General features: G+C 67.8%; 14 protein-coding genes and 1 pseudogene. 11 read left to right on the forward strand and 4 right to left on the reverse strand.

All coding sequences use genetic code 11. From position 1 onward, the window contains the following. The first annotated feature begins 839 nt into the window (after positions 1–839). Entirely contained in the window at positions 840–2,120 is a 1,281-nt protein-coding gene (locus HF519_RS12905) for an IS256 family transposase (protein WP_169413163.1), read from the forward strand. A gap of 24 nt (positions 2,121–2,144) precedes the next feature. Here HF519_RS12905 and HF519_RS12910 read toward each other — a convergent pair whose 3' ends face one another. Further along, the gene (locus tag HF519_RS12910) at positions 2,145–3,443 is read right to left on the reverse strand and encodes an LLM class flavin-dependent oxidoreductase (RefSeq protein WP_246243358.1); all 1,299 of its coding nucleotides are present in this window, start codon (positions 3,441–3,443) and stop codon (positions 2,145–2,147) included. 158 nt (positions 3,444–3,601) lie between these two features. Between HF519_RS12910 and HF519_RS12915 the strand changes: the two genes are divergently transcribed. Both HF519_RS12915 and HF519_RS12920 read left to right on the forward strand, forming a co-directional pair. Further along, positions 3,602–4,468, forward strand: a complete 867-nt coding sequence (locus tag HF519_RS12915) for a hypothetical protein (protein ID WP_169413164.1) — start codon at positions 3,602–3,604, stop codon at positions 4,466–4,468. Between the two features lie 13 nt (positions 4,469–4,481). Beyond that, positions 4,482–5,090 (forward strand): TetR/AcrR family transcriptional regulator, encoded by a 609-nt coding sequence (locus HF519_RS12920; protein WP_169413165.1) that lies wholly within the window; start codon positions 4,482–4,484, stop codon positions 5,088–5,090. Positions 5,091–5,213: 123 nt separating this feature from the next. Here HF519_RS12920 and HF519_RS12925 read toward each other — a convergent pair. The 3 genes and pseudogenes from HF519_RS12925 to HF519_RS12935 all read right to left on the reverse strand — a co-directional run bounded on the left by HF519_RS12925 (position 5,214) and on the right by HF519_RS12935 (position 9,354). Continuing rightward, a pseudogene (locus HF519_RS12925) lies at positions 5,214–6,400 on the reverse strand (IS110 family RNA-guided transposase). Positions 6,401–6,765: 365 nt separating this feature from the next. Continuing rightward, positions 6,766–7,209: an alpha/beta hydrolase fold domain-containing protein gene (locus HF519_RS33285; RefSeq protein ID WP_369009247.1), complete on the reverse strand. Its 444-nt coding sequence runs from the start codon at positions 7,207–7,209 to the stop codon at positions 6,766–6,768. A 252-nt stretch (positions 7,210–7,461) separates the two neighbouring features. Further along, entirely contained in the window at positions 7,462–9,354 is a 1,893-nt protein-coding gene (locus tag HF519_RS12935) for a flavin-containing monooxygenase (RefSeq protein ID WP_312860079.1), read from the reverse strand. Positions 9,355–9,595: 241 nt separating this feature from the next. Between HF519_RS12935 and HF519_RS12940 the strand changes: the two genes are divergently transcribed. The 8 genes from HF519_RS12940 to HF519_RS30440 form a co-directional block, all read left to right on the forward strand. Further along, positions 9,596–10,249: a nitroreductase family protein gene (locus tag HF519_RS12940; RefSeq protein ID WP_169413168.1), complete on the forward strand. Its 654-nt coding sequence runs from the start codon at positions 9,596–9,598 to the stop codon at positions 10,247–10,249. A gap of 44 nt (positions 10,250–10,293) precedes the next feature. Continuing rightward, positions 10,294–11,844, forward strand: a complete 1,551-nt coding sequence (locus HF519_RS12945; RefSeq protein ID WP_169413169.1) for a class I adenylate-forming enzyme family protein — start codon at positions 10,294–10,296, stop codon at positions 11,842–11,844. Between the two features lie 163 nt (positions 11,845–12,007). After that, a complete protein-coding gene (locus HF519_RS12950) occupies positions 12,008–12,403 on the forward strand; it encodes an MFS transporter (RefSeq protein WP_169413170.1) in 396 nt (131 codons plus the stop codon). Between the two features lie 103 nt (positions 12,404–12,506). Continuing rightward, a complete protein-coding gene (locus HF519_RS12955; RefSeq protein WP_169413171.1) occupies positions 12,507–13,421 on the forward strand; it encodes an MBL fold metallo-hydrolase in 915 nt (304 codons plus the stop codon). A gap of 40 nt (positions 13,422–13,461) precedes the next feature. Further along, positions 13,462–14,658: a cytochrome P450 gene (locus HF519_RS12960; RefSeq protein WP_246243379.1), complete on the forward strand. Its 1,197-nt coding sequence runs from the start codon at positions 13,462–13,464 to the stop codon at positions 14,656–14,658. An 83-nt stretch (positions 14,659–14,741) separates the two neighbouring features. Next, entirely contained in the window at positions 14,742–15,845 is a 1,104-nt protein-coding gene (locus HF519_RS12965) for an LLM class flavin-dependent oxidoreductase (RefSeq protein ID WP_169413173.1), read from the forward strand. 40 nt (positions 15,846–15,885) lie between these two features. Further along, the gene (locus HF519_RS12970; RefSeq protein WP_169413174.1) at positions 15,886–16,197 is read left to right on the forward strand and encodes a hypothetical protein; all 312 of its coding nucleotides are present in this window, start codon (positions 15,886–15,888) and stop codon (positions 16,195–16,197) included. Positions 16,198–16,510: 313 nt separating this feature from the next. Beyond that, the coding region (locus HF519_RS30440; protein ID WP_211169943.1) for an ABC transporter ATP-binding protein at positions 16,511–16,737 on the forward strand (227 nt) is incomplete at its 3' end.

The raw sequence follows: 16,737 nt of genomic DNA on the forward strand, positions 1-16,737 counted from the left end.
GGGCCGAGTCCGTAACAGGAAGCCCCGACAACTCCGACAAGCCGGTGCATCCGTGATCGCCGGGAGAAAACGAACGTGCCGAAGCCCCTTAAATGGATAGCTGCCATCAATCTGGTATTCATTGTGGGCTCGTGCCTAAACCGAGGCGATGACGAGGAGGCCGCCACGGCCACCTCCTCAGCCAGCAGTTCGCAGACCCACGCAACCCACGCCCAAGAACCCCCCGTTCGGCATCGTCCCCGGCCACGACTTTACCCAAAAGGTCACTGGCGAACCTGTGAAGGTGAAGCGGGTCATTAATGGCGACACGTTCCAGCTCGAAGACGGCCGGTCGGTCCGGCTCCTAGGCGTCGAATCCTGCGAGATGGGCACCTAGGGCGGAGAACAGGCCAAGATCGCACATAGGGCCAGGTCATGAAGCTGGGGGATATGTAGCTCCGCGCTCCGGCATGATCGCAGTCTCGCTGCCTGCAAGCCCTGTCCAGCGTCAGCAGCGGCGGGTGGCTTCGAAGTCGCCGTCACCCCTACAAGGCCCATTACAGCTGAGCCGAGCACCCCCGCGCCGAGCATTCCCCCTACTGAAAAAACGATTGCCGATAACTGATCTTTTACAACAAATCCGCGACTCAGAGGCGGGCCAGTCTTCGGCAGGATCCTTGCCCTCAGCGCGCAGCAGGCTGTCGATGATCCCGCTCAAGGCGGATTCCGGGACCGTCGATCACCACGCATGGAGCAATGCTTGAAAGCTGTGGATGACCTGGAGGGGCCGTACCCTCCCGGTGATCTTGAGGCTCTCAAGCAAGACCGGCGCTGCAACGCCGGTCGGGAAGGTACGACCCGTGCTCACCGTAGTTCCTGGAGCTGCCGACGCCGATGACCCCCGCCGGGACGGTTCGTCGTTGATCGACGAGATCGTCCGCGACGGTGCCCGGCGGATGCTCGCTGAAGCCCTGCAGGCCGAGGTCGACGCCTACATCGCCCGGTTCACCGCCGAGCGCGACGAGAATGGTCGCCGGCTGGTCGTGCGCAACGGTTCGCACCATTCGCGCGAGGTCCTCACCAGCGCCGGTGCGGTCGAGGTGACCGCGCCGCGGGTCAACGACCGCCGCACCGACCCCGAGACGGGCGAGCGGATCCGGTTCTCCTCGGCGATTCTGCCCGCCTGGTGCCGCAAGGCTCCGAAGATCACCGAGGTACTGCCGCTGCTCTACCTGCACGGACTCTCGACCGGCGACTTCGTGCCGGCCCTGGGCCAGTTCCTCGGCTCCACGGCAGGCCTGTCCGCGCCGGTGATCACCAAGCTGACCGAGACCTGGAAGGCCGAGCAGCGCACCTTCGCCGACCGGGATCTGTCGGGTGTGGACTACGTCTACCTGTGGGCCGATGGGATCCACGTCAACATCCGCCTCGAGGAGCACAAGCTGTGCCTGCTCGTGCTGATCGGGGTGCGCGCCGATGGCCGCAAGGAGCTCGTCGCCCTGGCCGACGGCTACCGGGAGTCGACCGAGTCGTGGGCGGATCTGCTGCGCGATGCCGCCCGGCGCGGGATGCGCGCCCCGGTCCTCGCGGTCGGCGACGGCGCGCTCGGGTTCTGGGGCGCGCTACGCGAGGTGTTCCCGACCACCCGCGAGCAGCGCTGCTGGTTCCACAAGATCGCCAACGTGCTCGGCGCGCTGCCAAAATCCGCGCATCCCGGCGCGAAGAAGGCCCTCGCGCAGATCTGGAACGCCGAGGACCGCAACCATGCGCTCGACGTCGTGCGGGCGTTCGAGGCGACCTACGGCGCGAAGTTCCCCAAGGCCGTCGCGAAGATCACCGACGACGTCGAGGTGTTGCTCGCGGTCTACGACTTCCCGGCCGAGCACTGGATCCACCTCCGAACGACCAATCCCATCGAGTCGACCTTCGCGACCGTCCGGCACCGCACGAAGCTCACCCGCGGTCCCGGTTCGCGGGCCGCGGGGCTGGCGATGGCGTTCAAGCTCATCGAGGCCGCCCAGGACCGCTGGCGGGCGGTCAACGGACCACATCTCGTCGCGCTCGTCCGCGCCGGCGCCACGTTCGTCAACGGCAAGCTCGTGGAGCGGCCCGATGACCACCACCAACCGGAAGCCGCCTGAAAGATCTTCATCCACAGGTCTTGACTATTGCTCCCACGCATGCCGTCTCCAACAGCCGTACTCGACCACCTTGTCCTTCCGGCGGAAGCCGGCCGATCGGTTGCCATTACTCGGTAGCTCCTTGTGGTGATGCCGGGGATCAGCGCATCCCGCGAAATCTCGGTGTATGCCCCGAATTTCTCCCAGTGAGTTAGGACCGCCGGTGACCCCCTTGTCGACCCAGCAGATGAGGCCGCGATTCGTGTACTCCAACGAAAGCCCTTGGCCTTTGGCACGTCTGTGGGTCTCTGTATGCCTACGGCACGGTAGTGGCCGACGGGTCTGGCTCTGCGGGGTGGTGGTGTCAGACGCGGACGGGCTGCCGGTCCCGAGTCCGGCCAACGCCAGCTTCACCTGCTCGGCGAATGTTCGGATACCCTTGACGGTCTCGTCGTGCTCGAGGAATCCGGCCTGGCCCATCAGCAGCAGGTGCCCGAACCCGCCGACCCGGTCATAGAACTTCTCGATCTGGCCGCGCACCGTCGACGGACTGCCGGCGAACACGATGCCCTCGTTGATTAGGTCCTCTAGGGACATCGACTTGAAGTCATACGCCGACCGCTCACCGCGCAGGATGGCCGCCCGCACGTGGTACGGGACGTACCCGGGCGGCATCACGAACTGCGGGGGCACCTTGTTCGCTTTTATGTACCACATCAGCTTGCGTGCGCCTTCGAGGCCTTCGGCGCCGGTCTTGCCGGTGTAGACGAGTGCAGCGTAGGCGAAGCGATCGTCGGCGGCGCTGGGACGTCCGGTCTCGACAAGCCGATCGCGATAAGCCTGAAATATCTTGCGGGTCCCCTCGTAGCCGGTGAGGAAAGTGGCGAGCACGGATCCGTTGTCAGCGATCCGTGCGGCGCTGCCCGGGGTCAGCGCCGTGACCCAGGTCGGGGGGTGTGGCTGCTGATACGGGCGCGGCCAGATATTCACCTGACGATGCTGAAAGAAGCGGCCCTCCCAGTTGAAGGGGCCGTCGTGGGTCGTCCAGGCCTTCTGGATCAGTTCGATGGCCTCCCACATTCGCTCGCTCATCAGCACCGGCTTGCTGTTGACCGCCGACACCTCGTACGGGACCCCGCGCACGAATCCGACCTCCAACCGGCCGTGGCTGAGCAGATCGACCATCGTCATCTCTTCGGCGACCCGCACCGGGTCCTTCCGGTTGGCGAGCGGGTTGCCGAGGATCAGGATGCGGGCGTTGCGAGTGGTCCGCCCGAGGATCCCTGCCACGATGGGCGCGGCCGGATCCATACAGGTCGCGGTGGCGTGGTGCTCGTTGAGCATCTCCGGCACAGTAGCTGTGCCCGAATTGGACGAGGGGCTACGAACGTTCGGGGCAAGGTGGGCCGCCGTGGCGATGCAGGCCGGCCAGGCCCGACGTCGCGCTCGCAGTCGGCGTCGAGCAACTCGTCGTGCCCAGCCACGGTGAGTACAGCGCCACAGTGGACGATCTCGCCCGCATCGTGTCGGGCTCGCGAAAGGTCCGGGGCGATTTTCCCTCCTGTCTGAAGGGGCGTCAGCCAGGTCCAGCGGTCACCGGCTTCGGGGTCGCGGATCTTCGGGGCGCTCCAGCCGAGAGTCTGTTTGAACAGCCGAAAAGTGTGCTCGAGGTCGAACCGGCGCAGGAACCCGCGCCAGCAGCAGTCGACGTCGTCCGGGGTGGCTCGGTTCGCGACCACCACAGCCACAACGGCTTCGGGTCCCGAAGACCGGGAAGCCGGGCCACCTGCAGCCGGATCAGCGTGCCCTCCAGGATCGGAAGATCACCGTCGTGGTCGGCCCAGCGCCTCGGGCCGGGCGATCGAGCCGAGGACCCCGCCGACGTCGGCCTCGGCGGTGAGCCGGGTCCGGATCTTGCGCCAGGTCCGGCCCCCGGCCCGGTAGGGCTGGTCGAGGCGTTTGGCTACCCCCAGCGTCGACAGGCATGGACTGCGCCGGACTTCACCGCGGCCGCCGTGTTTGGGGACGTCACCGTGGGCACCACCGGTGACGGTGTCGCCCGCACTCGATTGCGTGCTCTGGGAACGAGCGACGGGGCCGAGCGCTGGTCGGCAGAGGACGGCGGACGAGTACAGCGGGCCGGCCCCCGCCTCGTCGCTGTCTCCGGGACGGTCTACGCCTCCGGTCGGCCCTTCTTCCGCTTCTTGGACGCCGGCGATGGTCTAAGGTCCGCATCGTCCGGCCCGGGGTGGAAGGGCAAGACCAAGCTCGGCCGCGTTCGTTGGGGCGTCGAGCGCACCATCTCCTGGCTGCTGCCCGCGTCCACCGTTCCGTTTGTCACCCGCCGACAACGAGGGAAGGCGGAATGAGGAGAATGGGCGCATGCAGGAGGACGATGCCGAACCGCTGAACCCGAAGACGCGGAGACATCTACGTCGCGCGGAGATCGTCACGGCGGCGGCGCAGATATTCGCGAAGAATGGGTACAGCAACGTGGGTATGCGCGACATCGCCGACGCTGTCGGCATCCGCGGGGCCAGCCTGTACCACCACTTCCCGTCGAAGGAGGAGATCCTCTTCGCGATCTGCCTGACGGTCACGCGGGAGCCGGTGGAGGAAAATCTCCCCTTGCTCGACGCGGCCGGTACACCGTCGGAGAGGTTAGCGAACCTGGTCCGCGCACACGTCCGACACCTGCGTGGGCGCCGCGTTGAGCATCTGGTCGGGCTGCACGAACGGGCCTCCCTCACGTCCGAGCACCTCGCCGAGATCGATGAGTACCGGCAGTGCTACAACCATCGTGTCCGCGACGTGCTAACCGCGGGGATGCGCTCCGGCGAGTTCCGTGAATTGAATCCCAAGGTGGTCGCGCTCGGCATGCTCGACATGCTCAACGGTGTGAGTGGATGGATCCGTGGTGCTTCGGACGACGACGTCGACGAGGTCGCCGATATCTATCTCCGCCTGTTGTTCGACGGTCTCCGCCCTTAACCGATCGTTCCGAGGGCGGACGTGAGCCCTACTATCCGGCGCGGTGTGGACGAACAGGTCCATCTCTTCGCGTTCACCGATACCGAACCCAGCTTCTGCGCGGGGGGTGTCTCTATGGGGTTGTCAAGCGGCTGCGGCCGCCGGAGGCGGCGTGGGGATGCTCGGTCGGAGGTAGGGGCGACGGTCGCGGAGCATGGCGTAGATGACGTCGGTGCGGCGGCGGGCCAGGCAGATCAGGGCGGCGTTGTGCCGCTTGCCCTGGGCCCGCTTGCGGTCGTAGTAGGCCCGGCTGGTCGGGTCGGCGAGACTGGCGAAAGCCGACAAGAACAGCGCGGACTTCAGCGCGTGGTTGCCGCGCTGCGAGCGTGTCTCGCCCTTGATCGAGGAGCCGGATCTGCGGGTCACCGGGGTCAGGCCGGCGTAGGCGGCGAGGTGTCCGGCGGTAGGGAACGCGGCGGCGTCTCCGGCGATGGTGAGGATCTTCAGGGCGGTCCTGACCCCGAGCCCTGGTATCGAGGTCAGGACCTCGGCAAGAGGGTGGGCCTCCAGCAGAGGCTCGAGCTCGGACGCCAGGGTGTCGCGTTCGATGCGGACTTCCCGCAGCCGCGCGGCGACCTCGGCGATCACACGCCCGAACGCGGCAGTCCCGGGAACGGTGACGGTCTGGGCGTCGAGCGCGGCCAGGATCGGCGCGGGCAGCGTCTTGGCCAACCGTGGGGAACGCGGTCGCATGGCCGCGGCGATGCCCTGCTCACCGAGCTGGCGCAGCGCCTGCGGTGTGGGTGCGGCGGCGAGCAGGTCGAGCACGCCGCCACGGCCCATCCGCGGCCCGAGCAGGCGTTCCAGCGCCGGATGGACGTGCAGCAGGGCGTCGCGGAGCCGGTTGGTCAGCCGGGTGGACTGGGCGGTGAGGTCGTCGTCGTAGCCGGCCAGGACGGTGAGCTCGGCCAGGGTTTCGTCGTCGGTGCCGACCCTGCGCAGGGTGTGCGGCATGGATGCGGGCGGCGTCGGCGATGACGTGGGCGTCGCGGGCGTCGGTCTTGCCCTGGCCTGGATGCCAGGTCAGCGATCCGGCGCATTGCGAGTCCGGGCAGGTAGGCCACCTCGATGCCGAGAGAGCGGGCCACTGCGACGGCCAGGGCGCCGATCGAGGCGGGCTGGTCGACGACGACCAGCACCCGTCCGTGGGTCGAGAGTCGGGTGAAGACCTCGGTCAGGACGGCCTCGTCGTTGGGCAGCGGCTTGTCGTGCAGCCGCTTCCCGGACGGGTCCAGGGCGCAGGCGTGATGGGTGGACTTGACCACGTCCAGGCCGCAGACACCGCGAAGCCGTGATCGGGAATCTTGTCGGGTTCCGACAAGGACGTCTCCTCGCTCGCCGTGGCAGACCGACCTGGACACCCGCGCCGGCAGCCACGTTACGAGCAGACCGCACATGCGGGTCAGGTCTCTATCAGCGGTCGTTGGCGCCCGCCGACCACGGTGACAACACCCCCCAGATCATCAACGACAGGGGCGACAAGTCATGCCGCGGCCGGTGGCCTGCAAGCCCTCACCGGGCTTGATCAAGAAAGTAACGGGGGCATCGGTGCGCCCCGACCCCGGTGGCTTATAGATGGTCGACGTCGCGGTCAGGTCCGGGAGCTGGGCCGTCGTTCCTGCCATGCACTCGTCGCTTACCTTGCTGCGAAGAGACACCGAGGCGCGAATCGAACTACAAAAACGCCTACCTCAGGTATGCGGAGTGGGCCGTGGCCCCCGCACGTAGCTGCGAACTCGCGCAGCTCTTCCATGCCTCGACGGTTCCGGCAGGAAGGGGAAGACCGGAAGATGTGCACGGTGTCGGGGAACCAGTGCGTCCGAACGTTGCCGCCAGTACGGCGGACCTGCTCCCCCAGGCTCCTGGCGTCTTCGAAGAGCGCCTCGGGCTCGGCGGCATGGAGCAGGATCGGCGGGCAGCCGGCGAATTCGCCGAAGATCGGGCTCAGGTATGGGTCCTCTGGGCCATGTCTGTGCAGGTATGAGGCGTCCATACCGGTCAGCAGATCACGATCGGCGACGGGTCGCGGCCGGCTGAGGCGTCCACAGACGAGGCAATGCTGCCAGCCGTCGCGACGCATCTCTGCCACGGGCAGCGGATCGACGTCGTGGCGCGGGAGATGTCGTTGCACCCCACCGTGCGCGCGCTACTGCCTCGCGCGGTTCCGGGAGCTGACCGGAGCCGATCTCGACGAGGCCAACGACGTGGTCGGGTCGGCACCTGGTGGGCCTCAAGTACAGCGCCTGGAGCGTTGACGCGGGCAGAGGCATTGGCGGCGGCTGGCCGGGCGGCGGCGAGCGTTCGCTCCCGCCGCCCGGGCCTGTCGTCGTCGCTACCGGGAGGCGTCCTCCAGCGCGGGCTGAACCCGGGGCTCGACCTGGTACTGGTCCAGGTCGGCCTCGCGCGTCATCCGCCAGTAATCGATGATTCGCCAAGGCATGGTGGAGACGACCCGGCCGGCCGCGTTTCGGTACCAGTTCGTCATTCCCGGATGGGTCCACAGCATTTGGGAGTGCGCCTCGTCGTGCCGGCGCATGTAGTCCTCCTCCACCCCCGGCAGAACCTCCACGGCCCGCAGATTCCGCTCTGCCATCGTCACCAGGAGGTCGACGATGTAGTGGATCTGACACTCCGCGACGGTGATGAAGCTGCCGCCGTGACCCAAGGCGGTCCCAGGGCCGCAGGTGATGAACAGATTCGGGAAGTCCGGCACGGTGATGCCGAGATGCGCGTGCGCGTTCTCGGGGCCCCAGGTCTCCGCGAGCGTCTTCCCGGAGCGGCCGGTGATCTGCATCGGGTACAGGTACCGGTGGGTGTGGAAGCCGGTGGCCAGGATGATCACGTCGACCTCGGCCCCCGTGCCGTCGGTTCCACGTAGGCCCGTCGGCGTGATCTCCGCGACTCCTTCCGCGACGAGGTCGACGTTGTCCCGCCGCAGCGTGGCGTACCAGCCGTTGTCGAGCAACATGCGCTTGCCGAACGGCGGATAGTCCGGCAGGGCCTTCTCGACCAGATCCGGTCGCCCCTCTAGCTCCGACTCCAGGTAGCGGGTGAAGACCCGCCGGTGGCCGTCATTGGCCGCGTTGACCGACCGGTCCGAGTGCTCCCACTCCGGGTCGACCTGCAGTGTGGGGTGCACGCGGTCGTTGAAGTTCCACGCTAGCCGGGTGCGGTACCAGCGTCGGTAGAACGGGATCCGCTCCATGAGCAGATGGACCGCGTTGTCGACCTCGGTGAAGTAGACGTCGTTTGGCGCGACCCACTGCGGCGACCGCTGGAAGACCGCCAGCCGGGCGACCGTCCCGGCGATGGCCGGGACGACCTGCATCGCGCTCGCCCCTGTACCGACCACCGCGACCCGCTTGCCGGCGAGGTCTAGTCGATCGGGCCAGGTGGCGGTGTGGAAGATCGGCCCATGGAAGGTGTCGAGCCCGGGAATCGGCGGGATCTTGGGGCGGTTCAGTGCACCGGTCGCGCTGATGAGGACGCTCGCCGTCAGTTCCTCGCCGTCCTGCGTGCGGACGGTCCACGACGCCGTCTCCGGGTCGTAGTCGGCGGACACGACCTCGGTGCCAAAGCGGATGACCTTGCGCAGGTCGTACTCGTCGGCGACGTCGCGCAGGTACTGCTCGACCTCGTCGCGCTTTCCGAAGTGCGTGCTCCAGGCGCGCGGAACGAACGAGTACGAGTAGAGGTAGCTCGGTGTGTCGACCCCGGCTCCGGGATAGATATTCTCCAGCCAGCAGCCGCCGACGTCGTCGTTCTTCTCAAGGACGACGTGCTCGATGCCCGCCTCGCGGAGCTTGATCGCCGCCAGCATCCCCGAGACGCCAGCCCCGATGATGATCGCGTCGATGTCGGTCGGCGGTGCGACGCGCGGGGGCACGACCTCGAAGCCATTGTCCTCGGCGACCATATCGGCGTACTCGGGAGGCACGGTCTCACCGTTCGCCAGCTCGAGCAGCTCGACCAGCGCGGCTCCCGTCGGGACGGGGACGGCCGGAGCGGTACCGGCATCATGTGCCGCCACTGCCTCCAGCGCGGCAGCCTTGATCTCGGCCGCGACCTGGGGCGAGAAACCCCCCGAGTCGTTGTCGTCCATCCCGCGGCTGCGGGTGGGCCGGTAGGGATCCTGCAGCCATTTGCGGTCGCCGGTGAGCTGGAAGAGGACCGGGACGAGCGCAGGGAGATTGGCGTGCTCGAGCGCGGCGGCGAGCTCAGCCACATCGGTGGTCCTCGTTGACGGGCGTGTCTCGGTCATGGCCCCCAGTTCCTACGATTTTGGCTGTCAGCGGTTAGGCAGATGCGGGCAGACCTCAGCTGCCCGGAAAGTGTGATCACGGAGCCACCTTCACGGTCAAGCTCCAGGTCACTCTCGGTCGGAGCTTGACACGTGGAGTGGGTCACAGCAGTATCGCGCTCTACAACCTAACCACTGATAGGCAAAGCGAGGAAAGGGGCGAGCAATGGAGCTGGCCGACGCAATGCGCACCGTGGGCACCTGCCGGTACTACCGGAAGGACCCCATCCCCGACGAGGTTCTGCATCAGGCCTTCGACGTGGCCCGCTTCGGGCCTCAAGGCGGCAACCGCCAGCCCGTCCGCTGGATCGTCGTCCGCGACCATGCCCGCAAGCAGGCCCTGCAGGACCTCTATCTGCCGATGTGGAAGGCCTACTTCAACGGCATCGGCGACGGCACCGTCAACGTCGGCGCCCTCCCCAAGGCCGTCCGCGACGCGGACTACTTCGCCGAGCACTTCGCCGACGTCCCCGCGATCGTCGTCGTCTGTGCCGAGGTCGACGGGCTCCACCCCACCGACCTGGAGCTCGACCGGCTGTCCGTCGTGGGCGGAGCGTCGATATACCCGACGGTCCAGAACTTCTGCCTCGCCCTGCGCGACCAGGGTGTCGCCTCTGCGGTGACCACCCTGCTCTGCCACGCCGAGCCGCAGGTCCGCGAGCTGCTCGAGATCCCCGACGGCTTCCTCACCGCCGCCCACGTCACCATCGGCTATCCCGAGAAGAAGTTCCCGACCAAGCTCACCCGCAGCCCCGTCGAGGACATCGTCGCCACGGAGACCTTCGCCCAGCCCTACTTCGCCACCACCGCTGGGGTCTGACGCAGCCGACCCGTCGACATCACCGATCACGCAGGAGACCGTCCGTGCCCGACCTCGCCCCGCACCACCGGACCCTCTTGGGACGCGCCACCATCGGTGACCAGCTTCGCCGTCACGCTAGGACACAGCCAGACAAGGTGGCGTTCATCGCCTACGGCGCCGACGGCACCAGGGCGCAGACGACCTACAGCGAGCTCGACCAGCGCGCCAACCGGTTCGCGCACCTCTACACGACACGCGGAATCGGACGCGGAGGCCGGATCGCGTCGATGGCCCGCAACAGCGTCGACGTCGTCGCGGCGTACTACGGGGCGCTCAAGGTCGGCGCGGGATTCACCGGAGTCAACCCGCTGTACCGCGAGGCGGAGATCTCCCACCAGATCACGCACAGCAGGGCCAGGCTGGTGCTGGCCGACGCAGAGTTCGAGAAGCTGGTCGACGCGGTGCTGCCGGAAGACGCGATCCAGCTCGCCTACGGGGCCGAGCTGAACCGGATGCTCGACGCCCAGCCCACCACCGAGCCCGAGGTGGAACTCGACGAGAACGACGTGGCCCTGATCGTGTACACCTCCGGGACCGAGGCGGCCCCGAAGGGTGTCATGATCCCGCACCGGAACTACCTCGCCTCCACCGCACCCGCATGGGGATGGGGTCTGGAGACCGGGCCGAAGGACACCTGGCTGTTCGTCATGCCCTTCCACACCATCGCCGGACTCGGTTCGATGACCAGCCTCACCCTGATGGGTGCCACCCTCGTCCTCCCCGCGACGGTCGAGCCGGCGAGCGCGCTGCAGATCATCGGCCACGAGCAGGTCACGGTGATCTCACAGACGCCGACCTTTTACGTGGCCCTGTCCCGGCAGGCGGAGTTCGGGCCCGACACGGTCGGCCAGGTCCGCCGATGCATGACCTACGGCGGGCAGATCCCGCCCCAGCTCATCGACGCCTGGGCTGCGGCCACACCGGACGTCGTGTGGGGCACGTACTGGGGCCAGTCCGAGCTCTCGCAGCTTGGCACCGTCGGGTTCTTCCGGAAGCTCGAAGACATCCCCGACCAGGACCCGTCGTGGATCGGCAAGCCGGTCACCCACCTCGAGATCAAGGTGGTCGACGCCGAGGGCAACGACGCCGAGATCGGCGAGCTGCTCTGCCGGACGCCGTCGGCCATGCTCGGCTACCTCGACGACCCCGAGCGCACCGCCGAGACGTTCCGGGACGGATGGGTCCACACCGGCGACATGGTGCGAATCGACGCCGACGGCAACCTCTTCTTCTACGACCGGCTCAAGGACATGATCAAGTCCGGTGGCATGAACGTCTCGTCGCAGGAGGTCGAGCGTGTCGTGCACAGCCATCCGGACGTTCTGCGAGCCGCCGTGGTCGGCATGCCGGACCCCTACTGGTCGGAGGCCGTAACGGCGTTCGTCATCCCGCAGGACGGCCACGGGGTCACCTCCGAGGCGATCATTGCGCACTGCAAGGAGCACCTCGCCTCCTACAAGGTGCCGAAGGCGGTCCACATCGTGGAGGAGCTGCCGGTCGACCCACAGGGCAAGATCCTGAAGCGTCAGCTGCGCGCGACGCCGACGACATGATGTCAGCAGAGCCTGCCGTGCTCAGGCAGACCGGCGTGCGGCGCGAGGAGATCGTCACCGTGGTCGCAGCCGTGTTCGCGCGCAATGCCTACGCCAACGTGGGGCTCCAAGACATCGCCGAGGTCTTGGGAATGCGCGGCCCCAGCCTCTACCACCATTCTCGGTGCTCTCGACCCCGCTGTTTCTCGTGATCCGGGACGCTCCCGTCGGCTTCGCGATCGCGGCGCAGGCGGTCTTCAGCCTCATGCTCGGGGTCCTGGTCTCCACAACGATCGTGGCCATGACCGAGATCTTCCCGACGCAGGTCCGGTCCAGCTCCGCGGCGATGAGCTACAACATCTCGGTCGCGCTGTTCGGCGGCACCGCGCCCTTCATCGCCGTCTGGCTCGTGAACGCCACCGGGACGGCGATCTCGCTGGCCTACTGCCTGATCGCGACAGCGCTCGTCTGCTTGGCCGGCATGCTCGCTCTGCCCGCGGCGGCCCCGTCAGCCGCCCCGGCGCAGGCCGGCCCCGAGGACGGCCCCCCGCACCGAGGTGCCGGGCTGGCCACGCAGTAGGACGCGCGGCCGCCGCTTTCCGGCGGCCGCAAGACCACGCTGTCGAGGATCCGTCACACCGGATCCTCGACACCACCGCAGCACAATGATCAAGGAGGATCGCATGGCTAAAACGATCGAGATCGGCGGCGTGTCCGTCACCCGAGTGATGGAGTGGGAGGGCCTCTTCGCGCCAGGAACCGAGCTCGTCCCGGATAGCGACCAGCAGTTCTGGGAGAGCGAGCGCGAGCTGCTCGTGCCCGACCACTGGGACCCCGAGACCGGCCTGGTGCGCGCCTGCCTACAGACCTTCGTCCTGCGGAGCGAGGGCCGCACGATCCTCGTCGACACCGGCGCGGGCGACGGCAAGGAGCGCCCTTACATCCCGGTCTTCGGGCATCTGGAGACCGGATTCCTGGACCGGCTCGCCGAGGCGGGCGTCCGACCCGAGGACGTCGACGTCGTGGTCAACACGCACGTGCACATCGACCACGTCGGCTGGAACACCTACCTGCACGACCGCGAGTGGGTACCGACCTTCCCGAATGCTCGCTACGTGTTCAGCAAGACCGACTACGAGTACTGGAACCCGGTCAACGGGCACGAGCGCCGGGGAGCGTTCGTCAACCAGAACATGTTCGAGGACAGCGTGCTCCCGGTCTGCCAGGCGGGCCTCGCCGACGCCTGGGAGGGCGACACCCATCGGCTTGACGGGAACTTGACGCTTGAGCTGGCCCCCGGGCACACCCCGGGTCTGTCCGTGCTCAAGCTCGAGTCCGAGGGCGAGCGCGCGGTGTTCGTCGGCGACCTGCTGCACAGCCCTTCCCAGATCCTCAACCCGGACTGGAACAGCTGCTTCTGTGAGGACCCGGCCCGGGCACGCGAGTCCCGGCGAAAGGTCCTGTCGTGGGCCGCGGACAACAACGCCCTGCTGGTGCCCGCGCACTTCGGTGGCCAGCACGCTGCCGAGGTCGTCCGCACCGGCAACGACTTCGCGGTCAAAGGGTGGGCGCCCTTCAAGGACACGGTCGCCTCCTGACGGCCGCAACCCGCTCATCGAAGGAGCAGTCGTGACAGTGATGTTCGATCCGCTCGACCCGGAACAGTTGGCCGACCCGTTCCCGACCTACCGTGCCCTCCGCACTGAGGACCCGGTGCAGCGCATCCCGGTGGGCGGCGGGACGTGGGTGGTCTCGCGGTACGAGGACGTGAAGAACCTCGTCCGCTCGGGAGACGGCCTCATGCAGCCGCCGGGGTTCACCACCCCGACCGAGTTCGCGGGCGGGCCGGCGGAACGGATCTACAAGGGCCTGATGGTGCTCAACGACGCACCGGTGCACACCCGACTTCGCAAGCTCGCTGAGAAGGCCATGACGCGCGGCGCGGTGGAGCGGCTCAGGGCCGACGTCGATGCCGTCGTCGAGGAGTGCGTCGACACCATGCTGGAACGCGGGGAGGCGGACGCGATCACCGACCTCGCGTTCGCCGTTCCGCTGCGAGTCATCTGCGGCATGCTCGGCATCCCGGAGGCGGACCGGACCCAGATGCTGGAGTGGACCCCCGACTTCTTCCGGATCTTCCTCCCCTCGGCCAATGACGCCGAGGGCATCGCAGCTTGCCACCACGCCTGCCAGAATTTCATCGACTATCTCAGTGAGCAGATCGAGTTCCGCCGGCGGACACCGGGCGACGACATCTTCTCGGCGCTCGTGCGGGCCGAGGACGAGGGAGACCGGCTCAACCGCGACGAGCTGGTCGCCACGGTGCTGTCGCTGCTGACGGGCGGCTTCGACACCACGATGGGAATGATCAGCGCGGGCGTCTTCGGGCTCGCTCGGCAGCCGGAGCAGCTCGAGCGCCTGAGCGCCGACCCGGCCGGCGTCGCCAAGTCGGCAGTGGACGAGTTCCTGCGCTGGGAGTCTCCGGTCGGGGTCACCTACCGCCACTACCGGCACGACATCGAGGTAGCTGGGACGACCATCCCCGCCGGAGAACCGATCTGGCTGCTCCTGCTGTCCGCTAACCACGACGAGGCGCAGTTCGACGACCCGGACGGCTTCGACGTGGTGCGGCCGAAGAACCGGCACGTGGCGTTCGGCGGAGCGCATCACTACTGCATTGGCAACCAGCTCGCCCGGTTGGAGGGCGAGGTCGTCTTCCGTGAGATCGGCAAGCGGATCGGCTCGATCGAGGTGACAGGCGATGCGCCACGCCGGCCCAACTTCCAGTTCCGCTCGTTCCTCACCCTGCCGGTGAAGGTCTCGCCTGCGGCGTAGGCCATAAAGCGGGGCCGACGGCGCTGCCGCCGGCCCCGCTTCCCGTCCGGATCGTTCCCTCGCTCCTGCAACGAAGGAGAGACATGACCGCTGCTTCCTCGAGCCCCGCGCTCCGGATCCTCGACGAGAACCCGCTCAAGCTAGGCCTGTTCGGCATGACCGTGTCAGGTGGCATCACCATGACCGACGTCGACGGGGCCTTCGAGCTGAGCTGGGAGTCGACGTTGAGCCTCGCCCGTCAGGCCGACGCGATGGGCCTCGATCTCCTCGTCCCTGTCGCACGCTGGCGGGGCTACGACGGCCGTCTCGACCCGAACGGGCAGAGCTACGAGACCTTCACGTGGGCCGCCGGGGTGGCCGCGTCGACGTCTCGCATCGTGGTGACGGCCACCGCGCACGCTCCGGCACTGCACCCGCTGGTGGCCGCCAAGCAGGCGGCGACGGTCGACGCCATCTCCGGCGGTCGCTTCGCATTGAACGCGGTCATGGGCTGGTTCAGCCCCGAGCTGGACATGTTCGGCATAGATACCAAAGACCACGACGACCGCTACCGCTTCGGCGACGAGTGGATGACCGTCATCGACCGGCTGTGGGCCGAGTCGGAGCCGTTCGACCACGACGGCCGCGCGTTCCAGATGAAGGGGGCAAAGTCCGCTCCGCGGCCGGCTACCCGCCCCCTGGTCCTCAACGCCGGAGCGAGTCCGGCCGGGATCGATTTTTCCGCCCGACACGCCGACGTCAACTTCGCGACGATCATGACCGTCGAGCAGGGCCGCCAGCTCGCCGAGTCCATCCACAAGGTCGCCGAAGGACACGGCAGGCAGGTTCGGGTCATGACCTACGGCACCGTCGTCATCGGGGACACCGAGGCCGACGCACATCGCCGCTACCAGGAGATCCTCGATCACGGTGACGTCGAGGCCGCCCGCAACTTCATGCACTTCCTCGGCCTGAACAGCTCGTCCTTCGAGGCCCAGATCGTCGCCGCGCTCGAAGAGCACTTCGTCTCCAGCGGCGGTGGCTTCCCGATCGTCGGCACCGCCGAGCAGGTCGCCGACCAGCTCGCCGCGATCCACGACACCGGCATCGAGGGCTTCATGATGGGCGGTGTGCCCTACAGCGGGATGCTCAACCGCTTCGACGCCGAGGTGATGCCGCTGCTCAAGGAGCGTGGCTTGCGGGTCTGACAGGGAGCGGGACCGACGACACCCGTGACGAGGAGGCCTCGTGTACATGGTCATGCTCACCTTCAAGAAGAAGGCCGGGCCGTCGCGCGAGGAGTTCATCGACCACTATGTTCGCCGTCCGCGAGTTCGGGCGCGTGTAAGCGGCAGTCGTAGCGACCGACGGAGGCGCCTCCTCCAAGATCGCTGCCGCGGTCACCACGTCCTGCGCCAGAGCGTTGCGGTGCGGACGGTTCGCCCACGCGCTTCTCGTCGACACAGCAAGCCCGACGTCGACGAGCATCGCCTCGCCTTCCGCGAGGGCTACCGGGCACCGTTCCCGGAACTGCTCGACGAAGCGCATCACCCAGGGTGAGATCCCGGCACAGGACACCGGCACCTCAGCCGCCGCCCTCCTCGGGATCATGACCGAAACCCTCGTCCGACCGCTCGGGCAGCTCGGCGAGTAGAAGGCCCCCGACACTTTGACCGCGCAAGTCGTCACGCCCTGGCTCGCCGCAGTCCAGGCCTCGCCGGATCGCGTCGACACATAGGCGTGCCGGTACCTGCACCGGGACCAGGGCCCAGGGGCTGACGGGTCCGCCGACATGCCGCCCCACAGCGCACGTGCTGATGGGCGCCTGGACCGCACGAAGTTCGCTTACTCGCACCCGCTACGAGGACTCGCGGTGGGCGATCCGGCCGGGGCCGCCCGCTCCGGCGCCGACGCCGTGTTCGCCGAACTGCTCGACGGACCAGACACGGTCCTGTCTAGGGAGTTCCAGGGCGGGCGGGACCTGTCCGGCGGGCAGTGGCAGCGCATCAGCGTGGCCCGCGGGCTCTACCGCGACGCCGGTCGCAGGTGGTGGACTGCTCGCAGGTCTCGAGCATGCATGGCTTCCTCTCGGGTCGGACG

The sequence above is a fragment of the Pseudonocardia bannensis genome (assembly GCF_012911875.1).
In the GTDB taxonomy this organism is placed as follows: domain Bacteria; phylum Actinomycetota; class Actinomycetes; order Mycobacteriales; family Pseudonocardiaceae; genus Pseudonocardia; species Pseudonocardia bannensis.

Bases quoted from the DNA above. Each gene is read 5' to 3' on its own strand.
- HF519_RS33285 (WP_369009247.1), bottom strand. From the start codon at position 7,209: ATGCGTCGCGACGGCTGGCAGCATTGCCTCGTCTGTGGACGCCTCAGC.
- HF519_RS12940 (WP_169413168.1), top strand. From the start codon at position 9,596: ATGGAGCTGGCCGACGCAATGCGCACCGTGGGCACCTGCCGGTACTAC.
- HF519_RS12910 (WP_246243358.1), bottom strand. From the start codon at position 3,443: ATGCTCAACGAGCACCACGCCACCGCGACCTGTATGGATCCGGCCGCG.
- HF519_RS12920 (WP_169413165.1), top strand. From the start codon at position 4,482: ATGCAGGAGGACGATGCCGAACCGCTGAACCCGAAGACGCGGAGACAT.
- HF519_RS12965 (WP_169413173.1), top strand. From the start codon at position 14,742: ATGACCGCTGCTTCCTCGAGCCCCGCGCTCCGGATCCTCGACGAGAAC.
- HF519_RS12960 (WP_246243379.1), top strand. From the start codon at position 13,462: ATGTTCGATCCGCTCGACCCGGAACAGTTGGCCGACCCGTTCCCGACC.
- HF519_RS12955 (WP_169413171.1), top strand. From the start codon at position 12,507: ATGGCTAAAACGATCGAGATCGGCGGCGTGTCCGTCACCCGAGTGATG.